Source organism: Burkholderia sp. BE17, from assembly GCF_009362305.1.
GTDB classification, from domain to species: domain Bacteria; phylum Pseudomonadota; class Gammaproteobacteria; order Burkholderiales; family Burkholderiaceae; genus Burkholderia; species Burkholderia pyrrocinia_C.
Map to the genome: position 1 here is coordinate 72859 of NZ_WHNU01000008.1, position 15797 is coordinate 88655.

15 protein-coding genes are annotated in these 15797 nt (G+C 68.8%); 8 read left to right on the forward strand and 7 right to left on the reverse strand.

Annotated features, from left to right (window positions below; genetic code table 11):
* Positions 1–62 precede the first annotated feature (62 nt).
* From GD429_RS09355 to GD429_RS09370, 4 genes are all read right to left on the reverse strand, one after another.
* Positions 63–2855 carry an Hsp70 family protein gene (locus tag GD429_RS09355; RefSeq protein WP_152856674.1) on the reverse strand — a complete coding sequence of 931 codons (2793 nt, stop codon included), beginning with the start codon at positions 2853–2855 and terminating at the stop codon, positions 63–65.
* Between the two features lie 5 nt (positions 2856–2860).
* Positions 2861–4702 carry an Hsp70 family protein gene (locus GD429_RS09360; RefSeq protein WP_321574491.1) on the reverse strand — a complete coding sequence of 614 codons (1842 nt, stop codon included), beginning with the start codon at positions 4700–4702 and terminating at the stop codon, positions 2861–2863.
* Positions 4699–5289 carry a DUF2760 domain-containing protein gene (locus GD429_RS09365; RefSeq protein ID WP_152856675.1) on the reverse strand — a complete coding sequence of 197 codons (591 nt, stop codon included), beginning with the start codon at positions 5287–5289 and terminating at the stop codon, positions 4699–4701. The genes GD429_RS09360 and GD429_RS09365 overlap by 4 nt, the downstream gene beginning before the upstream one ends.
* Before the next feature lie 260 nt (positions 5290–5549).
* Positions 5550–5990 (reverse strand): Rrf2 family transcriptional regulator, encoded by a 441-nt coding sequence (locus GD429_RS09370; protein WP_321574492.1) that lies wholly within the window; start codon positions 5988–5990, stop codon positions 5550–5552.
* A gap of 142 nt (positions 5991–6132) precedes the next feature.
* Here GD429_RS09370 and GD429_RS09375 point away from each other — a divergent pair, with 142 nt between their 5' ends.
* From GD429_RS09375 to GD429_RS09400, 5 genes are all read left to right on the forward strand, one after another.
* Positions 6133–7047, forward strand: a complete 915-nt coding sequence (locus tag GD429_RS09375) for an NAD(P)/FAD-dependent oxidoreductase (RefSeq protein ID WP_152856677.1) — start codon at positions 6133–6135, stop codon at positions 7045–7047.
* A gap of 309 nt (positions 7048–7356) precedes the next feature.
* A complete protein-coding gene (locus GD429_RS09385) occupies positions 7357–8316 on the forward strand; it encodes a LysR substrate-binding domain-containing protein (RefSeq protein WP_152856678.1) in 960 nt (319 codons plus the stop codon).
* 130 nt (positions 8317–8446) lie between these two features.
* Positions 8447–9577, forward strand: a complete 1131-nt coding sequence (locus tag GD429_RS09390) for a DSD1 family PLP-dependent enzyme (protein ID WP_321574493.1) — start codon at positions 8447–8449, stop codon at positions 9575–9577.
* Positions 9578–9685: 108 nt separating this feature from the next.
* The gene (locus GD429_RS09395) at positions 9686–10657 is read left to right on the forward strand and encodes an ornithine cyclodeaminase family protein (RefSeq protein WP_152856679.1); all 972 of its coding nucleotides are present in this window, start codon (positions 9686–9688) and stop codon (positions 10655–10657) included.
* Between the two features lie 29 nt (positions 10658–10686).
* Positions 10687–11409 carry an HAD family hydrolase gene (locus GD429_RS09400; protein WP_152856756.1) on the forward strand — a complete coding sequence of 241 codons (723 nt, stop codon included), beginning with the start codon at positions 10687–10689 and terminating at the stop codon, positions 11407–11409.
* Positions 11410–11535: 126 nt separating this feature from the next.
* Here the strand turns inward: GD429_RS09400 and GD429_RS09405 are convergent, their stop codons facing one another.
* Together GD429_RS09405 and GD429_RS09410 are read right to left on the reverse strand one after the other, a co-directional pair.
* Positions 11536–12153 carry a glutathione S-transferase family protein gene (locus GD429_RS09405; RefSeq protein WP_152856680.1) on the reverse strand — a complete coding sequence of 206 codons (618 nt, stop codon included), beginning with the start codon at positions 12151–12153 and terminating at the stop codon, positions 11536–11538.
* Between the two features lie 88 nt (positions 12154–12241).
* The gene (locus tag GD429_RS09410; protein WP_152856681.1) at positions 12242–12610 is read right to left on the reverse strand and encodes a YciI family protein; all 369 of its coding nucleotides are present in this window, start codon (positions 12608–12610) and stop codon (positions 12242–12244) included.
* Positions 12611–12691: 81 nt separating this feature from the next.
* Here GD429_RS09410 and GD429_RS09415 point away from each other — a divergent pair, with 81 nt between their 5' ends.
* The gene (locus GD429_RS09415) at positions 12692–13159 is read left to right on the forward strand and encodes a MarR family winged helix-turn-helix transcriptional regulator (RefSeq protein ID WP_152856682.1); all 468 of its coding nucleotides are present in this window, start codon (positions 12692–12694) and stop codon (positions 13157–13159) included.
* Positions 13160–13189: 30 nt separating this feature from the next.
* On the opposite strand, the gene GD429_RS09420 is transcribed toward GD429_RS09415, so the two are convergent.
* Positions 13190–13783 (reverse strand): TetR/AcrR family transcriptional regulator, encoded by a 594-nt coding sequence (locus GD429_RS09420; protein ID WP_152856683.1) that lies wholly within the window; start codon positions 13781–13783, stop codon positions 13190–13192.
* Positions 13784–13901: 118 nt separating this feature from the next.
* Between GD429_RS09420 and GD429_RS09425 the strand changes: the two genes are divergently transcribed.
* A complete protein-coding gene (locus GD429_RS09425; protein ID WP_152856684.1) occupies positions 13902–14960 on the forward strand; it encodes a saccharopine dehydrogenase family protein in 1059 nt (352 codons plus the stop codon).
* Positions 14947–15708, forward strand: a complete 762-nt coding sequence (locus tag GD429_RS09430) for an isocitrate lyase/PEP mutase family protein (protein WP_152856685.1) — start codon at positions 14947–14949, stop codon at positions 15706–15708. The genes GD429_RS09425 and GD429_RS09430 overlap by 14 nt, the downstream gene beginning before the upstream one ends.
* Positions 15709–15797: the final 89 nt, after the last annotated feature.

Consider the following 15797-nt stretch of genomic DNA (forward strand, 5'->3'; position numbering starts at 1 on the left):
CCGCATCGGCAACGCCGCGGAATGCTCCGGCATCCGAACGATACCGGAACCCGCCGCGCAGCTTACCCCGCCAGCAGCTTCAACCCGGCCGGTAGAGTTTCGCCGAACACGCGTACCGTGTCGGCTTCGTCGAAAGCAATCGCTTCGCGCACCATGTCGATCCATGCGGCCGACGCATTCGCGGCCGACAGACGCTTGATCACCGCGTCGCGCGTATCGTCCGGCAGGTCGCGCGAACGGTCGCCGGTCATCCGCGCGATCTGCGCGGCCGCGAACGCGGCCGGCTCGACCTGCTTCCAGTCGAGCGCGAACAGCGCGTCGAGCCAGCCGTTCGCGACGTCGGCCGGCACGACGCTGTGCGCGCTGCCGTAGAACGGCCGGCGCGCCCCGATGCGCCCGAGCGCCCATGCGGACAGCGCACGGTCGGCCGGCTTCTGCAACTGCACGATCAGGCGCTCGGCCAGCTCGATCTTGCGCTCGACGGGCAACCGTTCGAGCGAAGCGGACAGCCGCGTCATGTCGGCCGGGCCGACCTTGCCCGGATCGAACGGCAGCTTGCGCCGCTTGTCGTCGGACGGTTCGAGGAACGCGATCGCGTCGCGCACCTGCGTCTGCGCATCGTCGTCGAGGCCGCCGGCCACGCGCCGCCACAGCGTCCACCACTCGGACCACACCTGCCCGTCGTTCACGTATTGAATCCCGTCGTCGAACAGCGGCCACAGCTGCTCGATGCGCCACGCGTCGAGCGGATGGCCGAAGCCCGGACGCAGGCAATACCCGGCGAGGTTCAGCCATGCGCGTTCGTGATCGGCCGAGCGCCGGCGCCGCCGCGCCCGCGCAAGCAACGCGTCGAACAGTTCGCGCGCGAGCGCGACGTCCCATTCCTCGCGCGCGCCGAGCACCTGTTCGAGTTGAGCGCGCAGCCGGCGCGTGTCCTTCGGCGTGACATCCGCGGCCTTGCTGCCGAACGAGCGCTCGATCAGCTCGATGGCCTGGTCGAGACGCGGATGCCGCGCGGGCGCATCGTCGCCGCCTTGTACCGGCGCGTCGCCGCGCAACTGGAATTCGAGCCGCCAGCGGCGTGACGCGTCGTCGGTCGCGATGCAATGCATTTCGAGCGTGCCGACCTCGGTCAGCGACGCGGTGAGCTTCACCGGCGTTTCGCGCGCATCGCTGCTCGCCTGCCGTTCGACGACCGTCGCGATCGGCGGCAGCCGCACGAAATCGCCGCCGTCGAGTTCGACGAGATCGCCGGGCCGGTACGCGGTCTCGGCCACCGTCGACACGAGGTGGAAACGCACCGGCTGCCCGAGCTGCAGCGCGAAGGTACGATCCTCGAGCCGGATCTCCCGGCCCTCTTCCGCGCCACGCGGCAGCAGGCAGACGCCGCGCGCGGCTGCGTCGCCGGCGCCGTCGTCGAGCACGAGGAAATAGCTGCGCGCGGAGCCGCCGCCGATGCGCGGCGCATGCCCGGCGCGCGCGAGCCCGTAGGCCGCCGCGCCGCGCGCGACAGCCACGTCCGGATGCGCGTTGTGCAGCACGTCGAGCGGCGCGCCGCGCCACGCGCCGAGCGTCTGCGCGAGACGACCGGCAAGCGCGCCCGCGCGGAACACGCCGCCGTTGAGCAGCAGCGTGTCGGGCAGCGGGCCTTCCGCATGACGGTTCAGGAACGCGGCGACGTGCCGCGTGACGGCAGGGTCGCTCGCATACGGCAGCCCGAATTCGACGATCGCGGCCCGCGCACGGCGCGGCAGTTCGCCGGCCTCGACCTGCGGAAAGAAACCGTCGACGACGATCTGTTCGACTTCCTGCCGCGTCAGCTCGGCCGAGCGCGCGCCGCCGACGAGCTTGCTGCCCGCGCCGAGCAGCGTGACGGTGACGGACGCCGGTGCATCGTCGCCGAGCAGCCGCTCCTTCGCGGCACGGCAGCGCTCGACGAGCTGCGACAGGCTTGCAGCGGACAGCCGCGTGCCGGGTTCGGTCAGCCGCGTCTCGACCAGGCGCGCGAGCGCGAGGTCCATGTTGTCGCCGCCGAGCATCAGGTGGTTGCCGACGCCGACGCGCGTAAAGGTCGGCTCGCCGTCGTCGCCCGGTGCGACATCGACGAGCGTGAGGTCGGTCGTGCCGCCGCCGACGTCGCAGATCAGCACGCGCCGCGCATTGGCGAAGGTGTCGCGCAACGTCTCGCGCTGGCCGTACAGCCAGTCGTAGAACGCGGCCTGCGGCTCTTCCAGCAGCCGCAGCGCCGGCAGCTTCGCGCGCCGCGCGGCCTCGACCGTCAACGCGCGCGCGCCGTCGTCGAACGACGCGGGCACCGTCAGGATCACGTCCTGCTTCGCGAGCGGCGCATCGGGAAAACGGGCATCCCACGCGTCGCGCACATGCGCGAGATAACTCGCGCTCGCGTCGACCGGCGATACCTTGTCGACGCCGTCGGCCGCGCCCCACGGCAGGATCGCCGCGAGCCGGTCGACCGATGCGTGCGACAGCCAGCTCTTCGCGCTCGTCACGAGCCGGCCCGGCACCTGAGCGCCGAGCGTGCGTGCGTACCGGCCGATCACGGGCGGCAGCGCGTCACCAGCGCCGCCGTCACGACCGACTGCCCCGCCGCCGCCTGAACGGGCGGCCGCGTCGCGCGTGCCGGCAGCCTGCCACGGCAACCTCAACGCGTCCGCCGCGAGTTCACCGGCCGCCGGGTGATAGCGCACCGACGGCAGCAGCGGCTGCGCGGCCACCGCGCCGGGGCCGACGAGCTGCTCGACGTCGAACACGCGGATCGCGTCGGAGCCGGCCTCGACGTATGCGACGACCGTATTGCTCGTGCCGAGGTCGATGCCGACCGTATAGCGCTTCATCGCGCTCAGGCGGCGCCGCGCACGTCGAACTCGACCTTCCAGCGCTCGTTCGTGCCGCTCGGGATCGCCTCGAGTTCGAGCGTGCCGGCTTCGGTCACGCGCGCATGCAGCTTCACCGGCACGACCTCGCCGGTCGTGCGCCCTTCGGCGGGCAGCGTCGCCTGGATTTCCTCGAGCTCCTGCAATTCTTCCGGCGACCAGTAGTCGAGCAGCGTGCCGACCTGATCCTGGCGGCGCACCGACGAACCGAAGAAGCGGAACTGCACCGGTTCGCCGACGACGAGGCCGAACTCCTGCGGCGGCAGCGCCGCGTCCGAGCCTTCCTCCATCCCGAACGGCGCGACGCACAGCGCCTGCACCGGCGGTTCGAGCCCCGGCACCGCGGGCATCGCCGATTCGATCGCGACGTAGTACGCACGCGCCGTGCCGCCGCGAATGCGCACGCCGCGGCCGCGCTTCACGAAGCCGTAATAAGCCGCGCCGCGCGCGACCGCGAGATCGAGATCGGCGCCTTCGAGCAGGCGCGCGGGCGGCGCGCCTTCGGCGGCCAGCCAGCTGTTGAGCGTATCGAGCACGCGCTGCGTGAGCAGCGCCGACTTGAACACGCCGCCGTTGAACAGCACGGCCGTCGGATGCAGGAACGTCGCGCCCTGCGGCAGCGTGCGCTGCACGCCTTCGAGCGTGTCGAGCGCCGCGACCTGGCGGCCGAGGAACGCCGCGAGGTGGCGCGGGATGCCCGCGTCCTGCGCATACGGCAGGCCGAGCTGCGTCAGGCCGACGCGCGCGCGGCTCACCGGGCGCGCGGCCGCATCGACCTGCGGGAAGAAGCCTTCGAGAATCGTCTGCGTGAGTTCCGCACGCGTGAGCTCCGTGCGGATCGAACCGCCGATCAGCTTCGAGCCGCGGCTCGGCACGACGAGCGGCACCGCGTCGGTCGTCGGGTCGGACAGCAGCGTTTCCTTCGCGGCGCGGCATGCGTACGTGAGCGCGCGCAGTTGCCACGGATCGGCCTGCGTGCCCTGCTGCGCGAGCTTGCGCGCGACCACGTGCGCGAGCGCGAGGTCCATGTTGTCGCCGCCGAGCAGGATGTGCTCGCCGACCGCCACGCGATGCAGCTCGAGATTGCCGTCGCGCTCGACCACCGCGATCAGCGACAGGTCGGTCGTGCCGCCGCCGACGTCGACGCACAGGATCAGGTCGCCGACCTGCACCTGCTTGCGCCAGCCGCCTTCGCTCTTCTGGATCCAGCTATAGAGCGCCGCCTGCGGCTCCTCGAGCAGCGTCATCCGCGTGTAGCCGGCGGCGCGCGCGGCCTCGGCCGTCAGTTCGCGCGCGGCCGGGTCGAACGATGCGGGGATCGTCACCGTCACGTCCTGGTCGGCGAACGGTGCATCCGGATGCGCGTGGTCCCACGCTTCGCGCAGGTGCGTCAGGTAGCGGATCGAGCTTTCCAGCGGCGACACGCGCGATACCTCGGGCGGCGCATCGCTCGGCAGGATCGCCGCGCGGCGATCGACGCCCGGGTGGCACAGCCAGCTTTTCGCGCTCGACACGAGGCGGATCGGCGTGCCCGCGCCGCGCGTGCGCGCCATCTCGCCGACCGCGAAGTTGCGCGACGTGGTCCACGGCAGCGTCAGGTCGCCCTGCGTCAGTTCGCTTTCATGCGGCAGATAAAGGAACGACGGCAGCAGGTCGCGCGACTCCAGCGCGCCGGGCGCGGTGAGCTGCGCGATCGGCAGCACCTGCTGCGTGATTTTTTCGCCGTCGCTGGCGGTGCTGTCGACGTACGACAGCGCGCAGTGGGTCGTACCGAGGTCGATACCGATCGAATAGCGCGGATCGCTCACAGTTCCACCTCCGCCGGTGCGACCACCGATGCGTCGTGGCTGCCCGTCAGCTTCGGCAGGCGCACGTCGGCGACGCGCCAGCCGCGATGGCTGACGGTGCCCGTGAACGGCGCCGAGCCGACCACGTTGCCCGTCACGCGCACGGCCGTCGCGTCGAAGCCGGCCGGCAGCGTCACGCGGCTGCCTTCGGCTTCGTCGCGCACCGGCACGATCGTGAAGTGCTCACGCAGCGCCGCACGGCAGCCGTCGTGCACGAGGCGCGCGGCCGCGCCGATGTCGGCATCCGCGTAGCCGGCGATGTCTTCCTCGACGAAGTCGATGAAGCGCGCATCGCGCTGCAGCAGGCCGAGCAGTTGCAGCGCGGCCTGCGGGCTCGCTTCGCGCAGTTCGGGGGCCGGCGCCTTCACGGGTGCGGGAGCCGGCGCAACGGGCGCGGCAGCCGGGGTCGGGGTCGGCGCGACCGGTGCCGGGGCGCCATCGCGCACGCGCAGCACGCCGGCCGCGAACTCGCGGTTGCCGAGCACGGAGAAGAACGTGCCGACGGCAAGCGACAGCCGGCCGAAGAAGGACAGGTTGGATTCGGGCATGGGGTCTGGACTCCTGTGGGCTCGCGACACGGCGAGCAATCTTGCCTGGGCGCCCGGTGGCGGCGTGCGTTATGCGCACAACCGCCGCCCGGCGCGTGATTCGGACGCGCCCTCGCGGGTGCGGAAAACCCGTATTTTGCCCTGTGGCGGGCGAACCGGGCAGAAGTTGGGGGACAGAACATCGCGGCACGTCGGCTTGGGCCGCGTCGGATCGCGCCGGATTGCATGTCAGGCGCGATCGATCGGGATGCTGCGGCGCGTCAGCGCGTGTAGCCCCGCAGCGCGGCCTTCGCTTCGAAATCGCGCGACAGCATGCCGAGCGTGACTTCGCCGAAGCGCGCCAGCAGCGACGCTTCGGCGTCCTTCAGTGTCGCCGCCAGGTGCGCGTTGACGGCCTGTTCGACCAGGCATTCGGGCTCGTCCTCGGGCACCAGATCGGAGAACAGCGGCGGCTCGCCCACCGCGCGATAGACGTCGAGCAGCGTGATGTCGTCGAGCGCGACGCTCAGCACCCAGCCGCCGCCGTGCCCTTTCTCCGACTGCACGTAGCCGCAGTCGCGCAAGCCGCCGAGCAGGCGCCGCACGACGACCGGATTCGTGCACAGCATCGTCGCGATCGCCTCCGACGTCAGCGGGCCGTCGGCCTGGTCCATGTGGATCAGCGCATGCAGCATGCGCGACAAACGGCTGTCGGTTCTCACGGGCGGTGCTCCACTCTCTCGAAACTTCTGAAGTTGCATGAATGATACCATCGCCCTATCATGCAACTTCTCGTGTTTCATGAGTTGGCCGCCATCGGGACACGTCCGTCATTCACGCAGGTCCAGGAACAGGAGCGGATGCATGCATAACCATCATGAAGTGATCGTGGTCGGCGGCAGCTTTGCGGGGCTGTCGGCCGCGATGCAGCTGGCGCGGGCGCGACGCCGCGTGCTCGTGATCGACGCGGGCCGGCCGCGCAACCGCTTTGCCGAACACGCGCACGGCTTTTTCGGGCAGGACGGCAAGCCGCCCGCGCAGATCGTTGCCGAAGCCGTCGCGCAACTCGACGCGTATCCGACCGTGCAGCGGCTCGACGGCGAAGTGAGCACGGCCGAGCGCGATGCGGACGGCCGCTTCCACGTGACGCTGTCGGACGGCAGCCGCGCGAGCGCCGACCGGCTGATTCTCGCGACCGGCATCCGCGACGAACTGCCCGCGCTGCCGGGGCTCGCGGAACGCTGGGGCGTCAGCGTGCTGCATTGTCCGTATTGCCATGGATACGAGGTGAGCGGCCAGCGGCTCGGCGTGCTCGCCACGCATCCGCTTTCCGTGCATCAGGCGATCCTGATTCCGGACTGGGGCCCGACGACGTGGTTCACGCAAGGCGTGGTCGAAGCGAATGACGAAGAAGCCGCGCTGCTCGACGCGCGCGGCGTGCGCATCGAGCGATCGCCGGTCGTTGAAATTCTTGGCGACGCACCGCGTATCGAAGCGCTGCGGCTCGCCGACGGGCAGGTCGTGCCGATCGATGCGCTGTTCGTCGGCGCGCGCACGGTGATGGCGAGCGATCTCTCGGAGCAGCTCGGTTGCGAGTTCGACGAAGGGCCGCTCGGCCCGGTCGTCCGAGTCGATACGTGGAAGCAGACGAGCGTCGCAGGGGTATTCGCGGCCGGCGACGCGTCGACACCGATGACCAACGCGACGTTCGCGTCGGCATCCGGCGTGACGGCGGGGATCGCCGCGCATCGGTCGCTGATTTTCGGGCTGCACGCGTGACGCGGCGTGCAGCCGGAGATCACGAGACGCGCGCCGCCGCATCCGCTGCCGGTTCCGCACCGCCCTCCGTGCTGCACTCTTCCAGCGAAATCCGCCGCGTCTCGTGCCCGTTGATCCACCACCGGCCGGCCGCGCGACCGGCCCCGGCACGCGAGCACAAGCAGCACGATCAACGCGGCCGACGGCGAGCCGGCCATCGTATAGACGTTCGTGAGCATCAGCGGCGCGATCACGGCGTCGAGCCCCGTTGCCCGAATCCGCGCCGGCATTTCGCCGCATCGATGGATTCGCGGCGTGATGTGCGGTTTAATGCTCGGCAACACCGGCATTAAGAGACATGAAATGCTCGATCTCGACGACCTTCGACTCGTTCGCGCGATCGGCGCGTCGCGCTCATTGGCCGCTGCGGCGCGCCTGCTCGATCTCACGCCGCCCGCGGTCACGATTCGCCTGCAGCGAATGGAGGCGCGATTGAGCGCGCGGCTCGCCGTGCGGCAGTCGAAAGGGATCGCGTTGACCGACGAAGGACAACGGCTGTACCAGGAAGCCGTCGATATCCTCGAGCGCGTGGAGGCGCTGCCGGTCAGCATCTCGGGCGACCACGGCGACGTGCAAGGCACGCTGCGCGTCGTCGCGCCGTTCGGCTTCGGGCGCAAGTACGTCGCGCGGATCGTGCGTGACGTGCAACGCGCGCATCCGAAGCTCGAGATTTCGCTCCACCTGTCGGAGAGCCCGTTGACGAGCGCGTCGGCGGCCGATGTGGTCGTGCACGTCGGCCGCCTCAAGTCGTCTTCATGGATCGGGTATCCGCTCGCGCCCAACGAGCGCTTCCTGTGCGCGAGCCCCGGCTACGCGCGTCGCATCAAGGAACTGAATCATCCGTCCGACCTCGCGCGATACGACTGCCTGTGCCTGCGCGAAAACGACGAGGACATCCCGCGATGGCGCTTCTCGCCGAGCGGCGACGGTCGACGCGAGTTCCGGCGGTCCACCGTGATCCGCGTCACGGGTGCGCTGTCGTCCAATGACGGCACCGTCATCACCGATTGGGCCTTGGCCGGGCTCGGGATCGTGGAACGCTCGGAATGGGACGTCGCCCCGCTGCTGGCGAACGGCAAGCTCGTCCGGTTGCTGCCCGACTGGAGCCTGCCGCCCGCGCCTGTCACGGCGCTGTTGCCGTCGCGCACCGGCCGATCCGCGCGGCAACGGGTTTTTGTCGAAGCCGCGCGGCAGTTCCTCGATCCGCCGCCGTGGCGCGGCAAGGCATGAACCGCGCCACGGTCCGGGAGATTCATTCTCAATTAAACGTTGCTTAATGATGGATTAGTCACGCGTTAAACATCGTGACCGTCGGTTGCCCTACAGTGTTCGCGTCGGCAACACTCCGAGGCAACGCATCGTGGACATTCAAACCCTCAACACCCCGGCCGCATTGATCGATGTCGGCCGCATGCGTCGCAACATCGACCGCATGCAGGCGCATCTGGACGCACTCGGCGTCAGGTTCCGGCCGCACGTCAAGACCACCAAATGCCGGCAAGTCGTCGACGCGCAAATCGCGGCGGGTGCGCAGGGCATCACGGTGTCGACGCTCAAGGAAGCCGAGCAGTTCTTCGCGAGCGGTGTCCGGGACATCGTCTATGCGGTCGGCATGGTGCCCGCGAAGCTGAGCCAGGCGCTTGCGCTACGCCGGCAGGGCTGCGACCTGAAGATCGTCGCCGACAGCCTGCAGGCCGCGCACGCAATCGCCGAATTCGGACGCGAGCACGGCGAGTGCTTCGAAGTCTGGATCGAGGTCGACGTCGACGGCCATCGCTCGGGCGTCCCGCCCGAAGGCGATCTGCTGATCGACGTGGGTCGCGCACTGGTCGACGGCGGAATGATACTGGGAGGGGTGCTCGCTCACGCCGGCTCCAGCTACGACTACAACTCGCGGGACGCGCTGGTGGCGATCGCCGAACAGGAACGCAGCCGCACCGTGCGGGCCGCGGCGCGCCTCAGGGGCGCCGGGTTCCCCTGCCCGGTCGTCAGTATCGGTTCGACGCCGACTGCGCTGTCGGCGGAAAACCTCGACGGTGTCACCGAGGTTCGCGCCGGCGTGTATGTGCTGTTCGACCTCGTCATGCACAACGTCGGCGTGTGCGAGCTGTCCGACATCGCGTTGTCGGTGCTGACGACCGTCATCGGGCATCAGGAAGAAAAAGGCTGGGCGATCGTCGACGCGGGCTGGATGGCGATGAGCCGCGATCGAGGAACGCAGCGACAGGCGCGCGATTTCGGCTACGGGCAGGTCTGCACCGAAGACGGCGAAGTGCTCGGCGACTACGTCGTGAGCGCAGCGAACCAGGAGCACGGCATCGTGTCGCGCGCGGGCTCGCCCGACACGGGCATTGCGCAGCGGTTTCCGATCGGAACGCGCCTGCGCATCCTGCCGAATCACGCATGCGCCACCGGCGCGCAACATCCCGAATATCAGGCTATCGGCGAAGACGGCACCGTACACGCATGGCCGCGCTTCTACGGGTGGTGAACGACGTCCCGCATCCAAGCCATCCTGCCCGGGAATTGACTATTCGTCTAAACCTAGACACACTTTAAACCTTCCCGATTCGCCTTGCGGCGGAAAGCCCGACCCGACATGCCGACAGACGCCCGACTCCTTCTTCTCGACCGCGATGCCGTCGAACCCGCCCTTCAGGCCGAGCAAGTGATGGCCGCGGTGCGGGAAGCCTTCGTGCTGCACAGCCAAAGGGCCGGACGCGTGTTCCCGGTGGTCCGCGAGAAGCTGCACACCGGCGGCGTATTCGGCATCAAGTCCGGCGACGTCGCGAGCCAGGATCTGCTCGGGTTCAAGGCGGCCGGATTCTGGCCCGGCAACCGGGCCCGCGGCGGCGAGCCGCATCAGGCAACCGTCGCGCTGTTCGATCCGGCCACGGGCCGCCCGCTCTGCATCATGGACGGCAACGCGATCACCACCGCGCGGACCGGTGCCGCTGGCGGACTCGGGCTGCAACTGCTGGCCCGCCGCGACAGCACGCGGATCTGCGTGTTCGGCACCGGCGTGCAGGCGCGCGTCCAGCTCGAATACGCGCTCAGGCTGCTGCCGCAACGTTGCACGGTGCAGTACGTGAACGTCGGCGGCGAGCCGGACCCGGTGTTCGAATCGGCATTCCGCGAACGATGCGCGATCCGCGTCGCTCTCGACCGGAACGACGCGGTGGCTAATAGCGATGTGGTCATCACGGCAACGCCAGGCGGTGGAGCGTTGTTCGATGCCGATGCGGTTCAGCCGGGTACCCATCTGACTTGCGTGGGCGCCGACACCGCGGGCAAGCGCGAACTTCCGGCCGGCATGCTGGAACGCGCGCGCATTTTCGTCGACGATCACGATCAGGCGCGCAGCATCGGCGAGTGTCAGTGGACACCGGATCTGCCGCGCACCGAAATCGGCGACCTGCTCGCCGGAACGGCGTCGATCGACCGCTCGCCGAGCGACATCACCGTATTCGACATGACCGGACTCGCGCTCCAGGATTTGACTGTCGCGCGTTTCCTGTATGAGCGTACCCTTGAAAACGGCACAGGAACCTCAGTACCATGGCCGTGGTGAACACCCTCCACCCCGCGCCGTCATCCGCCATGCGCCTGCCTGACGTATCCGCCCTCTCGTTCGACCTGGACGACACCCTGTGGCCGTTCGGGCCGTCCGTCGAACGCGCCGAAGCGGCGCTTCGCGCGTGGCTGATCGAGCACGCGCCCGCCACCGCGAGCATGCTGCCCACGCAACAAACGCTGAGCGAGCTACGTGAGGAATACGAACGTTTGTGTCCGGACCTCGTCAACGACTATCGTGCGTTGAGACTCGGTTCGATCCGGCTTGCGCTGGAACGCGCGAACGAAGATGTCACGCTGACCGACCGTGCGTACGAAGTCTTCTATGCCGCGCGCAATCGGGTCGAGTTCTACGAAGACGCGTTGCCGGCGCTGGCCTGGCTGAGCGCGCGGTTTCCGTTGATCGCAGTGACCAACGGCAACGCGGATCTCCGGCTGACCGGCGGCGGCGAATTCTTTCGGGAAACGCTCAGCGCGCGTGCGTTCGGGATCGCGAAGCCGGAACCCGAAATATTCCATGCGGCGGCGGAGGCTCTCGACGTGCGTCCGGCGGAATTGCTGCATGTCGGGGACGACTTTCATCTCGATATCGTCGGTGCATTGAACGCGGGGCTACAGGCGGCGTGGGTGGTGCGCGACCATCAGCCGGAAGTGGAACGCGATCCGCAGCATGCCGCGACGCCGCACCTCACCCTCCGCGACCTGTCGATGCTGTGTCGCGCGCTCGGCGGGCCCGACAACGTATCGTGACCGCATGCGCGCGCCGTGCTCACGCTGTACGCTGCACCGCTGTAAAACGCGGCTGACCGCCGGTTGTCCGTTGCCCAAGCATCGCGGTCGGCCATGCCGATCGGCGCATGACCGACCACCGCCCCGTCACGCCGCCTTGCGCGCCTCCGCGATCCGCTGCGGCGCCTTCGGCCGCGCATACAGCCGTTCGAGATACGCCCGCAGTTGCGGGAACGGTTCGATCAGGTTGCATTCGCTGGCCCAGTCGATCAGGTAGGCCGTGACACAATCAGCCACCGTCAGCGTGTCGCCGACGATGAATTCGCGCCCTTCCAGATGCTTGTCGAGGATCGCGGCCATCGTCGCGAAATCCTCGCGCGCCAGTTCGATATCGGCCGGCGAGCGCTTCTCCGGCGGATAGAGGAACGTGTGCCGCGTGATCCGCCACAGCGGCTGCTCGAGCTCCGTCACCGCGAACATGACCCACCGATAAGCCTGGGCGCGCAGCGCCGGATCGACCGGCAGCAACGCCTTCTCCGGGTACTTGTCCGCGAGATACAGCACGATCGCGGCCGACTCGGGAATCACGCGATCGCCGTCCACCAGCACGGGCACCTTGCCGGCCGGATTGATGCGCAGGAATTCGGGCCGCTTGTGCTCGCCCGCGAGCAGGTTGACCGACACGAATTCGAAATCCGCATCCAGTTCCTTCAGCCCCCACAGCGCGCGTTGCGAGCGGGTGCCGGCAAATCCGTAAAGCTTCATCGCATGTCTCCATCCAGAATGTCGGGGAAATGTCCTCATGGCGGCCACGGCCCATCAACGCAAAGCAACGCGCAGCGACCGCCATCGTTCACACGCCGGGAATCGCCAGCACCGGCATCACATCGATTTTCTCGCCCGGGAACATCGTGAAATGCGGATGACCTTCGAACAGCGCGGCCGCCGCATCGTGCGAAGCCGCCCGCACGACGGTAAAGCCGCTCAGCGCGTTGGCCGTGTCCTTGATGCCGCCGGCGTCGACGGTCTTGGTCTTGCCGAGCGGCCCGCCCAGCTCGACGATCGCGTCGCGGTGGCGGTCGACCCACGCCTTCCATGCCGCGATGCCTTCCTGCTCTTTCGCGCGCCGCTCCTGGTCCGAAAGCGCGACCCACGCCTTCATCCGCGGGCCGTCCTTGCTGCCGAGGAATACGGCGAGATACAACTGCTGTTGAGCACTCATGCTTTCTCCTCCGGTGACGGGCGCGGCGGGCTGCCGCGCCTCGACCTTGACAAGATAGGTTGATATCAACACAATTGCAACATGGCACGAAAAGAAAAGCTCCCTTTCGAAACGACGCTAATGGTGCGCGATTGCTGCCTGTGCCTGCACATGCAGCGCGCGGCGCGCAACCTTGCGCGCATCTTCGACGATGTGCTGCGTCCGCTGGATCTGACCAACGGCCAGTTTTCGCTGCTGATGTCGCTGAACCGGCCGCAGCCGGCCCCGATGAAATCGGTCGCGTCGCTGCTCGCGATGGACCGCACCACGCTGACGGCCGCGCTCAAGCCGCTCGAGCGGCGCGGGCTCGTCACGATCATGCAGGATCCGGACGACGGGCGTAGCCGCCTGCTCGAACTGACGCCGGCCGGCCACGACCTGCTGGCCGAGGCCTTCCCGCTGTGGCAGCAGACGCATGACGACATCGAGCGGCAATTCGCGCCGGGGGAAGTCGATCTGTTGCGCGACCAGTTGCGCGCGCTGTCGGCGGAGCCGGCCACGCGCGGCTGAACCGGCGCGTGGATCGCGGCGCGTGCCGCGTTACTTCCTGCCCTTCTTCGGCAGCAGCAACTGCGCGAATTCCTGCAGGAAATGCACGGGCCCGTGCTCGTGCAGCGCACGCCCGCTGCTCAGTGCGCCGTCGATGACGGTCGCGAGCCGCAGCGCGAAGGTTTCCGGTTCGTCGACTCGCATCGCGCTCGCCAGCTCGGTCAGCCGGCGCCGCAGTTCCTGCTTGTGCGCGACCGCGACCTTGCGGGCCGGATGGTTGTCGTCCGCATATTCGGCGGCGATGTTGATCTGCGGACAGCCGCGATAACCGGGGCGCGCAATGCGCTCGCCGATCCATTCAAGCTGCGCGTCCAGCTCCTCGCGCGGCGTGCGTTTGTACTGCTGCGCCACCGCATCCCAATGCGCCCAGAAATCGGCGTCCTCGCGCAGCAGGAACGCCTCGATCAGGTCGTCCTTCGTCGTGAAGTGACGATAGAGGCTCGTCTTCGCGACGCCCGCCTGCGCGACGATCAGGTCCACGCCGACTGCCCGCGTGCCTTCCCGGTAGAACAGCTCGCTGGCCGTTTGCAGAATGCGCTCGCGCGTATCGATCGCGCCGCCTTGTGTGTCTATTCCCTTTTTCATCCAAGCTCGGCCGTCCAGGGCCGCCCGCACCGCAACAGTGGGCCGATCATAGCACCGCGGGGTTGACGACGCTACAGGTCTGTACTATAAAACAGACCGTTCTGTATCGGAGTCGATCATGGACGATCGAAAGACGGTTGCGGTCTATGGCGCCACGGGTCACACCGGGCGGTTTGTCGTCGCCGAACTGGCCCGGCGCGGCGTTGGCGCGATCCGCATCGGCCGCGATGCCGCGCGGCTCGCGGAAAGCGGCACAAGCGACGCTACGCGTTCGCGCGTCGCGGCGATCGACGATCCGGCCGCGCTCGATGCCGCGTTGCGCGACGCGGATGCCGTGATCAACTGCGCCGGCCCGTACCTCGATACCGCGCTGCCGCTGGCCGACGCCGCGCTGCGGGCCGGCATCCCCTATCTCGACCTGACGGCCGAACAGCCGTCGGTGCTGGCGCTGGCCGAACATGCCGATGCCCGCGCGCGCGCCGCGGGCGTGACCGTCGTTCCCGCCGCGGCGTTCTACGGCGGCCTGGCCGACCTGCTCGTCACGGCCGTCGTCGACCAGCGCAAGCCGATCGATCGCGTCGATATCGCGACCGGCCTCGACAGCTGGCACCCGACGCGCGGCACGCGCGTGACGGGCGAACGCAATCGCGCGGTGCGGCTCGTTCATAAGGATGGCAAACCGACGCCGGTGCCGTCGACGGCACGCGAACGCGTGTGGCCGTTCCCGCCGCCGATCGGCAGCGTCGGCGTGACGCTGCTGCCGTTTTCGGAAGTGATGACACTGTCGCGTCATCTGCGCATCGATACGATCGAGTCGTGGCTCGCGACGCTCGCGCTGCGCGACGTGCGCGATGCCGCCACGCCGCCGCCCGAACCGACCGACGCGCTGGGCCGCTCGGCGCAGCAGTTCGCGATGGACGCGATCGTCGTGCAGGACGGCACGACGCATCGCGTCACGGCGTCGGGACGCGACATCTACGCGGTCAGCGCGCCGATCATCGTCGAGGCGGCCGTGCGCCTGATGACCGGCAACGCCGTCGTTTCAGGCGGCGTGCGCAGCCTCGGCGAATTGTTCGACACGCGCGATTTCCTCGCGGCGCTCGATACGGTGGCAGTATCGTTCGGCACGACCACCGATCCGGTTTTCACAAGGAGAGACAAGCATGAGCAGCAATGAGAAAGGCGCGTATTTCCGGTCGCTTCACCGCGCGGGCCAGCCGCTGGCGCTGTTCAACGTGTGGGACGCCGGCAGCGCGCGCACTGCGGCCGACGCGGGCGCCGTCGCGCTGGCGACCGGAAGCTGGTCGGTAGCCGCGGCCAATGGTTTTGGCGATGGCGAGCAGATGCCGCGCGCGCTCGCGATGGAAGTGCTAGCGCGGATCGCGCGCGCGACGGACCTGCCCGTCACCGTCGATCTCGAAAGCGGCTACGGCGAGCGGCCCGAGGATGTCGCCGAGACGATCGCGCTCAGCATCGAGGCCGGTGCGGTCGGCTGCAATCTCGAAGACAGTTTTCCGGCGACAGGCGAATTGCGCGACGTCGAAGCAGCAGCAGCGCGTCTCGCGGCGGCACGGCAGGCGGCCGATCGCGCGGGCGCCGACTACTTCATCAATGCGCGCACCGACGTGTTCTTCGCGGCGCCGGCCGACACGCACGACGAACGCCTGCTCGACGCCACGCTGACGCGCGCACGCGCTTATGCGGCGGCCGGCGCCGACGGTCTCTTCGTGCCGGGCCTTCGGTCGCCTGCGCTCATTCGCAAGTTGACGGCCGCATCGCCGCTGCCCGTGAACGTGATGCGCGTCGCGGAAACGCCGACGCTCGCCGAACTCGCCGAATACGGCGTGGCCCGCATCAGCCACGGGCCGTATCCGTATCTGCAGGCGATGCAGACGCTTGCGGCAATGGTCAAGCAAGGCGGCTAGCGGGTTCACGGGACGGCCGGGCGCCGCGGCGCGCGTCGAACGATTACATGCGATGTAATTGGCGCGTGACACGACCGTCCCTACGCTTC